This window comes from Chryseobacterium sp. Marseille-Q8038 (genome assembly GCF_965111995.1).
On record NZ_CBCOPN010000001.1, the window covers coordinates 2,931,994 to 2,946,712 of the forward strand.

The 14,719-nt window shown below is 35.7% G+C and carries 20 protein-coding genes; 12 read left to right on the plus strand and 8 right to left on the minus strand.

The features are described 5' to 3' along the window. Positions 1-8 precede the first annotated feature (8 nt). The 5 genes from ACWPWS_RS13675 to rsmD all read left to right on the plus strand — a co-directional run bounded on the left by ACWPWS_RS13675 (position 9) and on the right by rsmD (position 2,959). Positions 9-455 (plus strand): hypothetical protein, encoded by a 447-nt coding sequence (locus ACWPWS_RS13675; RefSeq protein WP_454046851.1) that lies wholly within the window; start codon positions 9-11, stop codon positions 453-455. Further along, positions 455-952 (plus strand): metallophosphoesterase family protein, encoded by a 498-nt coding sequence (locus ACWPWS_RS13680; protein WP_309513143.1) that lies wholly within the window; start codon positions 455-457, stop codon positions 950-952. Before ACWPWS_RS13675 ends, ACWPWS_RS13680 begins: the two co-directional genes overlap by 1 nt. 120 nt (positions 953-1,072) lie before the next feature. Beyond that, positions 1,073-1,567, plus strand: a complete 495-nt coding sequence (locus ACWPWS_RS13685; protein ID WP_105684363.1) for a Smr/MutS family protein — start codon at positions 1,073-1,075, stop codon at positions 1,565-1,567. Positions 1,568-1,585: 18 nt separating this feature from the next. Continuing rightward, complete coding sequence (locus ACWPWS_RS13690) at positions 1,586-2,302, plus strand: DUF3822 family protein (RefSeq protein ID WP_105684364.1); 717 nt, start codon at positions 1,586-1,588, stop codon at positions 2,300-2,302. A gap of 84 nt (positions 2,303-2,386) precedes the next feature. Continuing rightward, a complete protein-coding gene (gene rsmD, locus ACWPWS_RS13695; RefSeq protein WP_454046852.1) occupies positions 2,387-2,959 on the plus strand; it encodes a 16S rRNA (guanine(966)-N(2))-methyltransferase RsmD in 573 nt (190 codons plus the stop codon). Here the strand turns inward: rsmD and ACWPWS_RS13700 are convergent. Further along, positions 2,956-3,303 (minus strand): winged helix-turn-helix transcriptional regulator, encoded by a 348-nt coding sequence (locus ACWPWS_RS13700; RefSeq protein ID WP_454046853.1) that lies wholly within the window; start codon positions 3,301-3,303, stop codon positions 2,956-2,958. The genes rsmD and ACWPWS_RS13700 overlap by 4 nt on opposite strands. Positions 3,304-3,387: 84 nt before the next feature. Here ACWPWS_RS13700 and ACWPWS_RS13705 point away from each other — a divergent pair, with 84 nt between their 5' ends. Next, positions 3,388-3,987 (plus strand): nitroreductase family protein, encoded by a 600-nt coding sequence (locus ACWPWS_RS13705; RefSeq protein ID WP_454046854.1) that lies wholly within the window; start codon positions 3,388-3,390, stop codon positions 3,985-3,987. 256 nt (positions 3,988-4,243) lie between these two features. Here ACWPWS_RS13705 and murI read toward each other — a convergent pair whose 3' ends face one another. From murI to ACWPWS_RS13730, 5 genes are all read right to left on the minus strand, one after another. Next, entirely contained in the window at positions 4,244-5,074 is an 831-nt protein-coding gene (murI, locus tag ACWPWS_RS13710; protein ID WP_079240419.1) for a glutamate racemase, read from the minus strand. Between the two features lie 61 nt (positions 5,075-5,135). Next, a complete protein-coding gene (gene hemW, locus ACWPWS_RS13715) occupies positions 5,136-6,260 on the minus strand; it encodes a radical SAM family heme chaperone HemW (RefSeq protein ID WP_454046855.1) in 1,125 nt (374 codons plus the stop codon). 51 nt (positions 6,261-6,311) lie between these two features. Beyond that, positions 6,312-7,262, minus strand: a complete 951-nt coding sequence (locus ACWPWS_RS13720; RefSeq protein ID WP_105684369.1) for a PorP/SprF family type IX secretion system membrane protein — start codon at positions 7,260-7,262, stop codon at positions 6,312-6,314. Between the two features lie 51 nt (positions 7,263-7,313). Beyond that, positions 7,314-8,387, minus strand: a complete 1,074-nt coding sequence (locus ACWPWS_RS13725; protein WP_209785998.1) for an RluA family pseudouridine synthase — start codon at positions 8,385-8,387, stop codon at positions 7,314-7,316. A 73-nt stretch (positions 8,388-8,460) separates the two neighbouring features. Further along, complete coding sequence (locus ACWPWS_RS13730) at positions 8,461-9,552, minus strand: PASTA domain-containing protein (RefSeq protein ID WP_454046856.1); 1,092 nt, start codon at positions 9,550-9,552, stop codon at positions 8,461-8,463. 156 nt (positions 9,553-9,708) lie between these two features. Here ACWPWS_RS13730 and ACWPWS_RS13735 point away from each other — a divergent pair, with 156 nt between their 5' ends. The 5 genes from ACWPWS_RS13735 (at position 9,709) to ACWPWS_RS13755 (ending at position 12,864) form a co-directional block, all read left to right on the plus strand. Next, positions 9,709-10,692 carry a D-alanine--D-alanine ligase gene (locus tag ACWPWS_RS13735; RefSeq protein WP_454046857.1) on the plus strand — a complete coding sequence of 328 codons (984 nt, stop codon included), beginning with the start codon at positions 9,709-9,711 and terminating at the stop codon, positions 10,690-10,692. 89 nt (positions 10,693-10,781) lie between these two features. Further along, positions 10,782-11,246 carry a pantetheine-phosphate adenylyltransferase gene (gene coaD / locus ACWPWS_RS13740; protein ID WP_076356137.1) on the plus strand — a complete coding sequence of 155 codons (465 nt, stop codon included), beginning with the start codon at positions 10,782-10,784 and terminating at the stop codon, positions 11,244-11,246. A 23-nt stretch (positions 11,247-11,269) separates the two neighbouring features. Then, the gene (locus ACWPWS_RS13745; RefSeq protein ID WP_185126837.1) at positions 11,270-11,641 is read left to right on the plus strand and encodes a four helix bundle protein; all 372 of its coding nucleotides are present in this window, start codon (positions 11,270-11,272) and stop codon (positions 11,639-11,641) included. A gap of 49 nt (positions 11,642-11,690) precedes the next feature. Further along, positions 11,691-12,323, plus strand: a complete 633-nt coding sequence (locus tag ACWPWS_RS13750; RefSeq protein ID WP_105684370.1) for a trimeric intracellular cation channel family protein — start codon at positions 11,691-11,693, stop codon at positions 12,321-12,323. 4 nt (positions 12,324-12,327) lie between these two features. Then, entirely contained in the window at positions 12,328-12,864 is a 537-nt protein-coding gene (locus ACWPWS_RS13755; RefSeq protein ID WP_454046858.1) for a hypothetical protein, read from the plus strand. A gap of 35 nt (positions 12,865-12,899) precedes the next feature. Here ACWPWS_RS13755 and ACWPWS_RS13760 read toward each other — a convergent pair whose 3' ends face one another. Together ACWPWS_RS13760 and ACWPWS_RS13765 are read right to left on the minus strand one after the other, a co-directional pair. Next, positions 12,900-13,469 (minus strand): hypothetical protein, encoded by a 570-nt coding sequence (locus ACWPWS_RS13760; RefSeq protein ID WP_105684372.1) that lies wholly within the window; start codon positions 13,467-13,469, stop codon positions 12,900-12,902. Positions 13,470-13,544: 75 nt separating this feature from the next. Beyond that, positions 13,545-14,039, minus strand: a complete 495-nt coding sequence (locus tag ACWPWS_RS13765) for a dihydrofolate reductase (RefSeq protein ID WP_209786003.1) — start codon at positions 14,037-14,039, stop codon at positions 13,545-13,547. 73 nt (positions 14,040-14,112) lie between these two features. Here ACWPWS_RS13765 and ACWPWS_RS13770 point away from each other — a divergent pair, with 73 nt between their 5' ends. Then, the gene (locus ACWPWS_RS13770; RefSeq protein ID WP_034693337.1) at positions 14,113-14,718 is read left to right on the plus strand and encodes a LemA family protein; all 606 of its coding nucleotides are present in this window, start codon (positions 14,113-14,115) and stop codon (positions 14,716-14,718) included. Position 14,719: the final 1 nt, after the last annotated feature.

The following is a 14,719-nucleotide window of genomic DNA, read 5'->3' on the forward strand; positions in this document are numbered from 1 at the left end:
ATAGTAAAATGGCAGTAAACAGGTTATTCGCTTTCTTCTTGATGATAAGCTGTAATTTATATTTTTCCCAAGATGTAACCATTAAAGATGATAAAGTTTTAGTGGATGGGAAACAAATCCTGAAAGCAGAAAAGATCAATATAGCCCAATATTCATTTTTCTCCATGAAAAACGATGAGGAGATTCTTCTTTACCGATATATGGATAATGAAACGCCAAGGTATGTAAATGATGATTATTTTATCCTGAATTTTCTCACAGAAAAAACAAAAGTAGAGTCTACTGATTTGGGTAAAATCTCCAATTTTATGAATTCCAAAAAAGGAATGGAAAAACTGGTAAGATGGTTATTAAAAGAAAGAGTAATCAATCATGACGGAGAGCTAAACCCTGATCGTGTAGCGGTATTCAAAGATAAATACAACGAAAATATTACTGAAAGAACCATTAGATAATGACCAAAGTCCTTCTCCTTTCCGACTCTCATTCTTATATTGATGACAGAATTCTGGAATATGCTTCTCAGGCCGATGAAGTATGGCATTGTGGTGATTTTGGAAGTCTGGATGTCATAGAACAGCTGGAAAAAATAAAACCTCTGAAAGGTGTTTACGGAAACATTGATGATGCTAAAATCCAGGCTGAGTTTCCGGAAGTGAACCGATTTTTTTGTGAAAAACTGGAAGTTTTGATGATCCATATCGGAGGTTATCCCGGAAAATACACTCCAATTACGAAGAAAGAAATTGCAGAAAAAGCTCCGAAATTATTTATTTCAGGGCATTCACATATTTTGAAAGCAATGTATGATGAGAAAAACAGTCTGCTCCATCTGAATCCCGGTGCCTGTGGAAAACAAGGCTGGCATAAAGTAAGAACAATGATGCGCTTTGTAGTGGATGGTGAAGAAATCAAAGATCTGGAAGTTATAGAACTGGGACCAAGAGTTTGATGAGTGAGAATGCGTCTGAGTTGGGGAATTTGAGGGTTGGAGAGTAAAGGTGTTTGTTTTCTATACCTTTTACTTTTTACCTTTGCACCCATAATGGGTTCAGATAAGTCTTAAAAAAATATGAAGATCGGCGATAAGGTTTCGGTAGTAGATGAAGATTTAAGCGGAGTAATTACTTCCGTGAAGGGAAATATTGCCGTTTTTAAAGATGAATATGGCTTTACCCATCAATATCCTAAAGAAAAACTGGTTCCTAAAGATGCTGATCTGTATGAAAACATCAGGGTTGTGAGAAAACCAGAACCTAAAAAAGTAATTTCCAAAAAACATCAGAAAAATCATTTGGTTTTAGACCTGCATTTTCATAATTTGGTAAAGAATCCCAATGACTATGACAGCTTTGAAAGACTCTTTATACAAAAGGAAAAACTGATTGAAGTGATTGAGTTTTGCAGAAAGAACAACCTGAAAAGACTGGAGATTGTTCATGGCATTGGTGACGGGACGTTGCAGAGGATGGTTCGGGATGTGTTGGAAAGCCAGGTTAATATTGATTTTTATAATAAGGAAATACTTCACCATCAATCGGGTGCGGTAATGGTAGAATTTCACTAAATTTGCAGGAATTGAAATATGAACGTACTTAATTTACTTTTTACCAAAGACGGATTGATCTGCCAGATTGTTAAAAACAAAAACATTCTGGAGGAAAAGTCTTATTTCGTTACTGAAGAGACACCAGCCAATCTTATTGAGCAAAAGCTGGACGAAGTTCTTATTAAGCAGCGCTATGAGGAAATCCATGTGATTTCAGCATTTAATCATTTTACCCTGATGCCGGAAGGTTTTTCTGAACATGATGCAGGATTTGATCTGATTGCCTTTAATGCTCCTACTGACAGAGAAAAGGAAGAGCTGATGCTTTCTATCAACAAAAAATTCAACATTCAGTTTTATTATACTTTCCCGAAAAATTATTATAAAAAAATAAAAGAACTGGCAATACCGGCTCATTTTAATTTCTCCGGTGAAAAGTTTCTAAGTTCAGTTAATAATAAAACAGGTAAGGAAATTCACATCAATCTCTATCACAATCAATGTGAATTTTTTGCGATTGACAATAAAAAAATCATTCTTTATAATAACCTGGATGTCAATTCAGAGGTAGATTTTCTTTACTTCATTATGTTTACATTAAGCAAAATAGGTTTCGGAATTAATGAAACCAGCTTTTATGCTTATGGAGAGACTACGGAGAATGAAACATTTATTTCAGAGCTCCAGAAATTTGTTAAAAACCTGAAAATTGTTTTTGACAATATTCCCAATAAAAATTTTATACTTAATTAGGTTCCAGGCTGCAGGTAATGAGGATTAGCCTCCCAAAATAGTCACCTGCCACCTATAATCTATTACCTAAACCCTAACAAAAATATGTTCAGAATAATATCAGGCAAATGGAAAGCCAAAAAAATTGCAGCTCCTAAAAACTTTGATGTAAGGCCTACCACCGATTTTGCGAAAGAGGCTTTATTCAGTATTCTGGAAAATAAATATGACATGCAGTCGATTTCAGTACTTGATCTTTTTGCTGGAATTGGCTCTATCACCTTTGAATTCGCTTCCAGAGGATGCCAGAGTGTAACTTCTGTAGAAATGAATCCGAAGCACACTGCATTTATCAATTCTACAGCTTCTGAGCTTGACATGGCTCTTCAGATCAATGTACAGCGAGGAGATGTCTTCGACTGGCTTAAAAAATTCAGAAATAATAAGTCATTTGAGATTGTTTTCTCTGATGCTCCTTTCGAAATGGAAGAGAAGAAATATTATGAATTGATTTCTCTGGTTTTAAACAATAAATACCTGAAAGAAAACGGAGTTCTTATTGTAGAGCACCAAAGCCGCATGAAGCTGGAACATCCCAACCTAATAGATACACGAAAATACGGAAACGTGAGTTTCAGTTTTTTTGAACCGAATAAAGAAGATAATCAGGAACTTTAATTCCTGATTATTTTTTTTGATCTTTCCGGAGCTGTTTTCCCCCAATCTGTAATCGCTTCCAATACGGGAAGAAGGGTTTTTCCAAATTCCGTTAAGGTATATTCCACCATGAGTGGAGGTTTTGCTGTAAATACTTTTCTGTTAATAATATCATCTTCCTCCAGCTGTTTTAGCTGAAGACTGAGTGTTCTTTCCGTAATGGTAGGGATTATTTTTCTCAGTTCATTATATCTTTTCGCACCATCTATCAGGTGAAATAAAATCACAGCCTTCCATTTTCCACCAATAAACCTCATGGTAACGCTGGTACAGCATGGGTACGCTTTATCATCTATTGTATACATTTTTATACTATCCTTTTTTACCGTTATTGCAAAGTTAATAAACTTAAATTAATTTTGTAACTATAAAAATGATAGTATAAAATTATGAACTTTTTAGACCAAATGAAAAACAGGTATACGGTAAAAAAGTATAACCCTCAAGGAAAACTCAGTGAAGAACAGATTGAAGAACTTAAAGAGATTCTGAATCTGAGTCCTTCATCCATTAACAGCCAGCCATGGAATTTTATTTTTGTAAATGATCCGGAACTGAAAAAACAATTGGGTGATAACTCTTACTTTAATAAAGAAAAAGTATTGGACAGCAGCCACATCATTGTTTTTCAGGTAATCAAAAACATAGAAAACTTTGAAAAGCAAATTGAAGAAAATCTTCCGGAAGGGTCTGTCAACTATTACCGAACCATGGTAAAACCTAAGGGAGAAGATGCCATAAAATCATGGCTTGGACACCAGGTTTATTTATCATTGGGAGTGCTTTTATCTGCCTGTGCAACCATGGGAATAGATTCTACTCCAATGGAAGGTATTGAACCTGAAGGCTATGATGCAATTCTTAAGAATGAAAAGTATGAGACATTATTTGCAGTTGCCATCGGGCAGAAAGATGATGCAGATGCCAATCAGCCTAAATTTAATCCGAAGAAAAGACTGAATGCTGAAAAAGTAATTGTGGAAGCATGATTTTCATGATCTTTTTCACAAGAAATACGAATAAAATTCAATATTATTTCCCACGAATTTCACAGAGGACACAGATTTTTAGTTACCCTTTACTTCTAAAAGCGTTATCATCTGTGGGATTTGTGAAATCAGTGGGAATTAAATGAAGCATAAAGCATTATCGAAAATAAATCTTTGTCCCTTAAAAACATGATTTTGTAATGACAACATGTAACAAATAAAAAAGTCTGCTTCCATACGAGGCAGACTTTTTTGTTTATAATACTTTTAATTCTAAATCAATTGTTTTTCCGAAGAACTTCTTAGAGATCTTTTCAAAATTTTTGGTAAGGTCTGAAAGATAGAAGTGATAATTCGGTTTGGGATTGTTATCATTCAAAAGATTGTATTTATCCAGAATAATCTTCAGATGATTGGCTACAATATTCGGAGAGTCAATGACACGAACCCGATTTCCATAATACTGCTTGATCTCATCAATTAAAAGAGGATAATGAGTACATCCCAGAATCAGTGTTTCAATATTTTTTAGTTTGCTGTTACTTAAATAATTATAAATAATAGCATGGGTAATCGGATGGTTTTTAAATCCTTCTTCAATAGCAGGAACCAGCAATGGTGTTGCCAATTCATCCACTTTGATCCATTTATTATGCTTTCGGATACTCTTTTTATATAATCCTGAATTCACAGTAGCTTTGGTCGCAATAACCCCTACATTATTATGGATTTCATAAGATACTTTTTCTGCCACAGGATTAATAACGTCAATTACAGGAACTTTTCCCGCAACAGACTGCATAACTTCATTTAAAGCATTAGCCGTTGCTGTATTACAGGCAATCACAATAGCTTTACAGTTCTGCTCCAACAGAAAATTGGTGATCTTTGTAGAATATTCAATAATGGCTTCCTTAGATTTTTCTCCGTAAGGAAGGTGCTTTGTATCTCCAAAGTAAATCAAATCTTCGTTAGGCAGAAGTCTTTTGATTTCTTTGGCAACGGTAAGACCTCCCACTCCGCTGTCGAAAATTCCGATAGGCTGGCTTGGTGAAAGATGTGAATAATCTTGTTTCTTCGTTTTCAAATGAAATGAAATTTTATACAAAAATAGTGAATTTTATGGCATGTCTGTATATATACAAACATTATACAATAAACAAATCGGATGCAATTCCGTCTGCCATAAACCAATGTTTTTCAGGAATTTTTAAATGACTATTTTCAATGATTAAAATACCGTCTTCAATTTTGGACTTAATTTCTGCCTGGAAGTGCTCCAGCATTCTATCTGAGAATTTATTCTTCAGGCTTTCAAGATCTACTCCCCAGATGGTGCGCAGACCAATCATAATCATTTCATTAAACTGATCTTCCTGAGAAAGAATCTCTTCCTCTTTGGCCAGCAATTTATCATTCAGTTTTTTAATGTACTGCTGATTATTGGCTACATTCCAGCTTCTGATATCAAATCCGTTATAAGAATGTGCCGAAGGTCCTATTCCAAGGTATTCCTGATATTTCCAATAGGCAGAATTATGACGCGAGTAGAAACCGGGTTTGGCAAAATTGGATACTTCATAATGCTCAAAACCATTGTCTTTTAAAAAATCAGACAGGTAATAGAATTCTTTATTTTGCTCCTCTTCTTTAGGACTTTTTATTTTCCCTTTTGAAATCCAGTTTTCCAGAGCTGTTTTAGGCTCTACCGTTAATGCATAGGACGAAATGTGAGGAACTTCAAGAGCTATGGTTTTATTCAGATTTTCTTTCCAGATCTCAAGATTGGAAGTAGGCGAACCATAAATCAAGTCAATACTCAGGTTTTCAAAACCAAAATCCTGTGCTCTTTTAATGGAACTTTCTGCCTCGGAAGCAGAGTGAGCCCTGTTCATTAACTTTAAATCTTCTTCAAAAAAACTTTGGGTACCAATGGAAAGTCTGTTCACAGGGGTTCCGGAAAGTTGTTTTAAAAAGTTTTTATCTAAATCATCGGGATTGGCTTCCAGAGTGACCTCAATATCCTTTTCAAAACTGAAATAACGTAATACTTCATCTATTAAAGAACTGATTTCATCTACAGAAAGAATAGAGGGAGTTCCTCCTCCAAAATACAGGGACTTCAGGGTTCTGTTCTGCAGCTCATCCTTTCTCAGTGCTATTTCAGTTTTCATGGCACGAAGCATTTCATCCTTGAAATTCAGGGATGTTGAAAAATGAAAATTACAATAACTGCATTTTTGTTTACAGAACGGAATGTGAATATATATCATAAAAAAAGCTCTGAAAAATTTCAGAGCTCAAATTTATTTATATTAAATTAATTAGTATCTAAATCCTCTAGCATTAATGAAGTTGTCGAAGTTATAACCCAGACCAATCATGAAGCTGTTTCCACCATAGCTCTGGATATCAGATAATCCAAGGTTATAAGTAGCTCCAATCATGAATTTGTTGAATCTTACTTTTACAATGGGAGAGATACTCAGGTTCTGATTGTCAAATCTGTTCTGAACCGTTCTGTAGCTTACCCCGAAAGAGAATGCGTTAATATCATTAGAGAATGTTGCCATCAAATTCCAGTCGATCATTCTCGTTGAGTTGGTATTAAGGTTGATCAATGCTGACGGTGCTAATGTAATGTTATCAGCAATGTTCCAGTTATATCCTAAGTTTAAGAAGAATTTAATTGGAGAAGGTTCGTAGTTGTTTACGATAGAAGCATCATTACTTAATGCGATATCATTTACGGAAACACCCCCGAATAAACCTCTGTAGGTAGCAGCCAAACCAAAGTTTGCATACACCATAAAGATGTTACTTTCTTCACCTCTCAATAATGGGTCACCACCTTCTTCAGTATTAATTTTTGAATAATCAAAATTCATGTTATAGAAGTTAACACTTGTACCGAAAGAGAACTGGTCTTTTCTGTCTCCTTCACTACTTAGCGGAATAAAATATGAAGCACCAGCCGTGATACCACCAGCAGAGATCGGTCCATTACTGTCTCTGAACACGGAAATACCAGCACCCACTCTATCAAAGATATTCGCATTCATCCCGATTGACTGAACATTCGGAGAATTACTGAATTTTGAAAATTGTTGTTGATAATTGGCGTTGAGCTGTACGTAATCTGTTTTTCCGTATTGAGCTGGGTTGAACAGGAACTCACCATCCAAAAGATATTGCTGATAGTATGGTAGTGATTCTTGTGCTTTGTATGCATTTGACAAAAGAGCTAAACATACGATAGCATATAGTTTTCTCATAACAAATCTTGATTTCAATTCAACAAATATAAAAAAAATCTCAATATATTTTTAGTTTTCCAAATAATTTCTCCATTTTTTTACAGCATCCGCCATATCTTTGGGCATTGGGCTCTCAAAATATAATTCCTTTTTTGTAGTTGGGTGTATAAATCCGAGGGTATGTGCATGAAGAGCATGTCTTGGCAAAATTTCAAAAACATTTTTAATAAATTGCTTGTATTTGGGAAGATTTACCCCTCTTAAAGGAGTATGTCCCTCATACCTTTCATCATTAAACAAAGTATGCCCTATATGCCTGAAATGCGCTCTGATCTGGTGTGTTCTTCCCGTCTCCAGTTTACACTCTACCCATGTCATGTATTTAAACCTTTCCAACACCTTATAATGAGTCACTGCATGTTTCCCGTGGCTGCCGTCTTCATAAACAGACATCTGCATTCTGTTTTTAGGATGTCTTCCGATATGACCTCTGATTGTACCCTCTTCATCCTGCATATTTCCCCACACAAAAGCCCAATACAGCCTTTTCGTAGTTCGGTTAAAGAATTGTTTTGCCAGGAAGCTTAATGCATATTCATTCTTAGCAATCACCAATAGACCTGATGTATCTTTATCAATTCTGTGAACAAGCCCTACTCTATCAAGATCGGATTTCTCACCATTCTTTTCAAAGTGGAAAGCCAGTGCGTTCACCAATGTTCCGTCCCAGTTACCAAATCCCGGATGTACCACCATTCCTGGTTCTTTATCCACAACAACGAGGTCATCATCTTCATAAACGATATTCACAGGGATATCCTGAGGGATAATGACATTCTCTCTCGGAGGATGCGTAAGCAGTACAGAAATCTGATCTCCTGGTTTTACACGATAGTTCTGCTTTACCGCAGTTCCGTTCACGATGACATTTCCGGCTCTGCAGGTCTGTGAAATTTTATTCCTTGAAGAATTCTGTCGGTATATTAACAGGAACTTATCAATTCTTAACGGTTCCTGCTTGCTGTCAACAGTGATATTAAGATGTTCATACAATCCTTTATTTTCCTCATCAATATCGATGTTTTCAATACTGTTGGAATCTAATAATTCTTCATCTAAAAAATCGTCGTTATCTTCTGACATTGTTTTATATTTTTTACACAAAAGGCCTCAACATTTTGCAGTTGAAGCCTGTATTTTTGATATTAATCTGATTTTATTCTACGACAACCTTCTTAGCTTTTGGCTTTTGTGCAGGCTGTTGTGTTGTGGCAGCAGGTTTGGCTGTACTTCCTGTAGCATGAGTACCGTTCCCTGCAGACGTTTTAGGTTTTTCAACAGTGGTAGCAACTGGTTTAGCCGCTGTAGTCTGAGTTTTAGGAGTTTCAGTTTTCGGAACTTCCGGCTTTGGAGTTTCTCTTTTAGGCGCAGGAGCAGGCACTACGGGAGCATCATAACTTGGCTCACTGTGCACTTCTTCATATCGAACCGGAGGAAGTGAAGTATCTACTTTCATACGGTAGATAGAATTCAACTGTTCTACTTTAGCTCTTAATTCTGCCGGAGTTTTCTTACTCGCCCAAAGGTCGATCTGCATTCCCTGATCACGAACATCTCCGGAAGCAGGATCCTGATAATAGATAATATCAGACTCATCTTTACTTCCATCTTCATGTTCTACCAATCCTACTTCAAACATACTTTTGGCAATAACAGCTCTCGCTTCTTTTACCGTAAGTCCTACTACATTAGGAATAGAAATATTTCTCATGGGCCCGGATCCTACCACTACATCAATCGTAGAGAATCTTGGTAAACGAGTTCCCGGGTTTACAGCATTTCCTTTATATAATATTCTTAAAAGAGCATCCTTCTGAATACTCGGCTCATAAATGGTATCACCGATTTTAAGACCTACCTGATCCAATCTCTGGAATGCCAGTCCTGAATATTTATTGATAACATTCGGCACTGCAATAGGAGCCCATGTTCTCGGATTTACTTTAAGCGTTACCGTTCTTCCGTCTTTCACACGGGAACCTGGTGCAGGATACACCTGCAACACCTGGAATGGTCTGTACTTCGGGTCGTAATTGGCACTGTCTACTTCATATTCCAGTCCAGTATCATCTAATATTTTAACGGCATCATGTACCGATTTATTTACAATATTGGGAACAGGAATTTCCTGACCGTGATTAGTATGGTATTCCAACCAGCGAAATGTAAGCCATACAAGCCCCACGAAAACACCGATGGCTACTACTAAATTCAGTAAAACTTTCCAATTGAAAAGTGATTTAAGCATACTTAAAAATACTTTAATTATAACCGCAAATATAGCTAATAATTTTAGAATGGACTTTTTATTTAACACAATTCATTTTCGATTTTAAAATTTGCCGATTTCCCATATTGCATTGCATAAAATGATTAAATTTGCCTTAATTGATACTATATGGTTATGAATAAAAAAAGTGTTGCCGTAGTAATGGGAGGCTATTCTGATGAATATGTTGTTTCTTTAAAAAGCGGACAATTGATTTATGATTCTCTGGACAGAAATCTCTATGACGTATATAAAGTAGTAGTCCTTAAAGATGAATGGTATTTTTTAGGAGAAAATGATAAAAAATATGCCATCAACAGAGGAGATTTTTCTGTGACTTTAGATAATGGAGAAGTCTTAAAATTTGATGTTTGTTTCAATATTATCCACGGAACTCCGGGGGAAAATGGAATTCTTCAGGCATACTGGGATGCCATTGGTCAAAAATATACAGGTTGTGATTTTTACCAGAGTGCTCTTACTTTCAATAAAAAAGATACTCTTGCCGTGTTATCTAAATATGGAATTCCTTCTGCAAAAAGTATTTATTTAAGAAAAGGGGAAGACATCAATGTGGATGAGATTGTATCAGAACTCAATCTTCCTCTGTTTGTAAAACCTAATCAGTCCGGATCTTCGCTGGGAATTTCCAAAGTAAAAGAAAAATCAGAACTGATTGCGGCTACTGAAATTGCATTCAAAGAAGATAATGAAATCCTGATTGAAAGCTTCCTTGATGGTATGGAAGTTTCTGTTGGCGTTATTGATTTTAAAGGAGAAACTATTGTATTAGGAATTACAGAAATTGTTCCTACTAATGAGTTTTTCGATTATGAAGCAAAATACGAAGGAGCCTCTGAAGAAATTACACCGGCAAGAATTGACGAAGAAACCACAAAGAGAGTGGAAGAAATTGCTAAAAGAGCATACAATTCATTAGGGATGAGCGGTTTTTCAAGAAGTGAATTTATTCTGATGAACGGGATTCCTTATATGCTTGAAATGAATACCAACCCGGGATTCTCTCCTGCAAGTATCCTTCCTCAGCAGGCAAAACATTATGGAATTTCCATCATGGATCTTTGCGGAAATGAAGTTGAAAAAGCACTTAATAAATAAAATAGAAGTTAGAAATTAGAGGTTAGAAGCAAAATACACTTACAGCTTATAACAGATAATTCACGATTCAAAATTATAACTCGTACAACATGAAAATTGCTGTTTTCCCAGGGTCTTTTGACCCGATTACACTAGGACATTACGACATTATAGAAAGAGCGGCACCGCTATTTGATAAATTAATCATCGCTATCGGCCAGAATTCTCAGAAAAAATATATGTTCCCTCTGGAGAAAAGAATGGAATTTATCCAGAATTCTGTAGCAGAGTTTCCCAACGTGGAAGTAGACTCATTTGAAGGCTTAACAGTGGATTACTGTTTTGAGAAAAATGCTCAGTACATTATCAGAGGACTGAGAAACCCTGCCGATTTTGAATTTGAAAAAGCAATTGCTCATACCAACAGAACATTAGCTCACAAAAAACTGGAAACCGTATTCTTATTGACTTCTTCTGGAAAATCTTTCATCAGCAGCAGCATTGTAAGGGAAATCATTACCCACGGCGGCGAATATGAGCTGATGGTTCCGGACTCAGTAAGGGTGGAAAAATAAATATAAGTAATGAGCAATAAGTAATGAGTAATTTTGATAGGATAGATTTTAACCAAATTTTCAGGGAAAGAACCAAAAGCTTTTCTATTACTATCATTAGAACGCTTTCTTCATTACCTTTTTCGGATGATATTTCAATAATAAGAAAACAAATTATCAGATCTGCAACTTCTGTGGCAGCCAATTACAGAGCTGTATCCAGAGCAAGATCGGAGAAAGAAAAATTTGCAAAAATGTGCATAGTCGTCGAAGAAATTGATGAAACTCAACTTTGGCTTGAAATTATTGAAGAATTAGAATATGTAAGTCCGGAAAAAATTTTACATTTAAAAACAGAATGTGAAGAACTTGTAAAAGTTATGACTACATATAAGTTTAAATTATCACAAATTTAAATGGCATAATTTTTATTACTCATTGCTCATTACTTATCATTCATAATTTATGCACGAACAGTTCAATTTTGCCATAGAAGTCCTGGGGACCATTGCCTTTTCCATGTCGGGAAGTTTTGCAGCAATGCAGAAACGGCTTGATCCGTTCGGAGTGCTTATTATTGCATTTGTAACTTCTGTGGGAGGAGGAACTGTAAGAGATTTACTGCTTGATATCCCTGTATTCTGGATGCATGATCTTCTGATGTGTGCTTTGATTCTCGTGACCAGCATTTTTTCAATGGTCTTCAAATCTCTTGAAAAGAACTTCAAAGTCACTTTATTTATCTTCGACAGCTTTGGGCTTGGATTATTTACCATTATCGGAGTTCAGAAAGGCTTAAATGCAGGAATCCATCCTATGATCTGTATTGCTTTAGGAACCATAACAGGTTGTTTCGGAGGGATTATCCGGGATATATTGCTCAACAGAATTCCATTAATTTTCAGAAAGGAAATTTATGCCACAGCATGTATATTGGGAGGTTCTGCATTTTTATTGATGACCAGATATACCATGCTTTCTTATACTTTTATACAAATATTCACTATTTTATTGATTGTTGCTATAAGAACCTTTGCGGTAAAATACCATTGGCAGATGCCTAAGTTCTATGGCTACGACCAGAATTCGGAAATGTAACTTTGTGAAAAAACTACCTCTTATCATTCTATCACTTTCTTTATTCTCCTGCAAACACGAGAGTCAATTTGATCTGAATAAAGATCTTTATCATTTTTCCGAAAGAATGCAAAACGGAGATACGGTTAAGATCATGACTGATCTTTCAGCCTGTACATTCCTTGCATTTGAAACCTATACTTTTACCAAGCAGCATGACACTCTGTTTCTGGAGAAATACTCTGAAACAGCATCATATGGTAAAACGAGCCAAACATTACCTAAAAGAATCTATAAAGTAAAAGCCAGCGATCCTTTGTCCTTTGAAAATTATCTTAAATTCCTGAACAAAGAAGATAAACCGCATGAGAAAGGAGATTTCCCTTTGGTTACGGTAACCTATAAAAAACAAAGCCGGAAATTTTATGATGACGGACTCCAAGATAAGTTTATGAAGCATGATAGTTTGTTTGCCGTTAAGGAAAACATTTACCCAAAAGATACATTTTTTAAACAGGAAGCACCTCCACCGCCTCCAATCATAAAAAACAAAAAGTCCTGAAAAATCAGGACTTTTATATTATATTTTTTTATTGACTAGAAGAATTTTCCTCTGTTTCTCATATTTGGGTTATGCATGTGTTTCTGCATAGTCGGCATTTTCAACTGATCTTTCATCATTTTGATCTGATCCGTCATCATGCCTGCGCTGTCTAATCTTTTTGCTTCTTCCAGCAACTTCTGCCCTTCCTGTTTTCTTCCTTTGGAAATAGCTGCTGCCGCAAGATTCAACGTAGCCATTGCTCTGTCGTGTTTCATATTTAAACCATACTCCAACGCTTTCTTCATGAAAGGTTCTACTTTCGCAGGGTGATCCTGAGCTTGTGTCAATCCTGATAAATAGTGAAAATATCCGTATTGAGTTTTGTGAAGCTGGCCTTTATAATCTGTTATTTTGGATAACCATTCTCCGGCTTTTTCCATATTTTGTTTTCTCAATTGCCAGAATGCCAGCAGAATATATTCGTTCTTGAAGAATAGTAAGATTGGAAATGCAGCTAAAAGAAAAACAACAATTCCCCACCCAAGGTTTCTTGTGAAAAACATCATATAAAGTCCTAACAGGATAAGAAGTGCTGCTACTGCAATTTTTATGTATTTATTCATTATTAAATTTTAAAAGTGCAAAGATAAATAAATTAGAGATTAGAAGCTAGAAGTTAGAGGTTAGAATTCCTATAACTATTCGCTCTTAATTTTTTCAAACGTCTGGAAGCAGAAATCATAGCCATTTTTTTCATCTTTTTCATGGCAGGTTTCGTTTGTTTTTTTCCAGATTTTCTGATCTATTTTTGGAAAGAATGTATCTGCTTTAAGATCTGCTTTCACCAGAGTAACCTCAAGTCTGTCTACTAAATCAATAGTCTGCTCATAGATATTTCCTCCACCGATAACGAAAACTTCCTCATCAATCTTTTTAGCAAACTTCAAAGCTTCTTTAATGCTTCCCACGATAAGAATTCCTTCTTCAAACCAGTCTTTCTTTCTTGACACAACAATGTTGGTACGGTTCGGAAGAGGCTTGCCAATACTTTCGTACGTTTTTCTTCCCATTATAATCGGATGTCCTGAAGTAATATCTTTAAAATGTTTTAGATCTTTGGGAAGATGCCAAAGCAACTGGTTTTCAAAACCAATTTCGTTTTTCTCTCCCATTGCCACCACTATTGTTGTCATTCAAATAATTTTTTACAAAATTAGCACATAATTTGTATATTTGGTTAGCACAAAAAATTTAAAAAAATAAACTATGAAAAATAAAGGATGTCTGGGTGCAGGAACCATTGGTATTGCCCTTCTTATTATTGTTGCTATTCTTTTCTTCTGGGGAAAAAGCGGATATAACAGCTTTGTCAACAAAGAACAGACTGTAAACGCAAAATGGTCTAATGTAGAGACCGTATATCAGAAAAGAGCGAACCTTATTCCTAACCTGGAAAGAACGGTAAAATCGTATTCAAAATTTGAGCAGGAAACTTTAACTCAAGTGGTAGAAGCCCGTTCCAAAGCGACTTCTATCAATATCGATCCTACGAATATGACGGAAGCTGATCTTGCCAAATTCCAGGCTGCACAAGGAGAATTATCGGGTGCATTAAGCCGATTGATGGCCGTAGTAGAGTCTTATCCTAACTTAAAAGCAGACCAGCAATATATCAACTTCCAGAGAGAATATACTGCTATAGAAAACAGTATCAGAACAGAAACTGTTTATTATAATGATGCTGCAAAGGATTACAATACTTCCATCAAGACTTTCCCGAATAATATTCTGGCGAATTTCACCAACTTTAAAGAAAAACCTTATTTCAAAGCTGATGCAGGAGCTCAGAAAGCCCCTGAAGTATTCAAATAAT

Excerpts from the sequence above, each read along its gene's own strand:
- ACWPWS_RS13675 (WP_454046851.1), top strand. The coding sequence starts at position 9 with ATGGCAGTAAACAGGTTATTCGCTTTCTTCTTGATGATAAGCTGTAAT.
- ACWPWS_RS13680 (WP_309513143.1), top strand. The coding sequence starts at position 455 with ATGACCAAAGTCCTTCTCCTTTCCGACTCTCATTCTTATATTGATGAC.
- ACWPWS_RS13685 (WP_105684363.1), top strand. The coding sequence starts at position 1,073 with ATGAAGATCGGCGATAAGGTTTCGGTAGTAGATGAAGATTTAAGCGGA.
- ACWPWS_RS13690 (WP_105684364.1), top strand. The coding sequence starts at position 1,586 with ATGAACGTACTTAATTTACTTTTTACCAAAGACGGATTGATCTGCCAG.
- rsmD (WP_454046852.1), top strand. The coding sequence starts at position 2,387 with ATGTTCAGAATAATATCAGGCAAATGGAAAGCCAAAAAAATTGCAGCT.
- ACWPWS_RS13700 (WP_454046853.1), bottom strand. The coding sequence starts at position 3,303 with ATGTATACAATAGATGATAAAGCGTACCCATGCTGTACCAGCGTTACC.
- ACWPWS_RS13705 (WP_454046854.1), top strand. The coding sequence starts at position 3,388 with ATGAACTTTTTAGACCAAATGAAAAACAGGTATACGGTAAAAAAGTAT.
- hemW (WP_454046855.1), bottom strand. The coding sequence starts at position 6,260 with ATGATATATATTCACATTCCGTTCTGTAAACAAAAATGCAGTTATTGT.
- ACWPWS_RS13720 (WP_105684369.1), bottom strand. The coding sequence starts at position 7,262 with ATGAGAAAACTATATGCTATCGTATGTTTAGCTCTTTTGTCAAATGCA.
- ACWPWS_RS13725 (WP_209785998.1), bottom strand. The coding sequence starts at position 8,387 with ATGTCAGAAGATAACGACGATTTTTTAGATGAAGAATTATTAGATTCC.
- ACWPWS_RS13730 (WP_454046856.1), bottom strand. The coding sequence starts at position 9,552 with ATGCTTAAATCACTTTTCAATTGGAAAGTTTTACTGAATTTAGTAGTA.
- ACWPWS_RS13735 (WP_454046857.1), top strand. The coding sequence starts at position 9,709 with ATGAATAAAAAAAGTGTTGCCGTAGTAATGGGAGGCTATTCTGATGAA.
- coaD (WP_076356137.1), top strand. The coding sequence starts at position 10,782 with ATGAAAATTGCTGTTTTCCCAGGGTCTTTTGACCCGATTACACTAGGA.
- ACWPWS_RS13745 (WP_185126837.1), top strand. The coding sequence starts at position 11,270 with ATGAGTAATTTTGATAGGATAGATTTTAACCAAATTTTCAGGGAAAGA.
- ACWPWS_RS13750 (WP_105684370.1), top strand. The coding sequence starts at position 11,691 with ATGCACGAACAGTTCAATTTTGCCATAGAAGTCCTGGGGACCATTGCC.
- ACWPWS_RS13760 (WP_105684372.1), bottom strand. The coding sequence starts at position 13,469 with ATGAATAAATACATAAAAATTGCAGTAGCAGCACTTCTTATCCTGTTA.
- ACWPWS_RS13765 (WP_209786003.1), bottom strand. The coding sequence starts at position 14,039 with ATGACAACAATAGTGGTGGCAATGGGAGAGAAAAACGAAATTGGTTTT.
- ACWPWS_RS13770 (WP_034693337.1), top strand. The coding sequence starts at position 14,113 with ATGAAAAATAAAGGATGTCTGGGTGCAGGAACCATTGGTATTGCCCTT.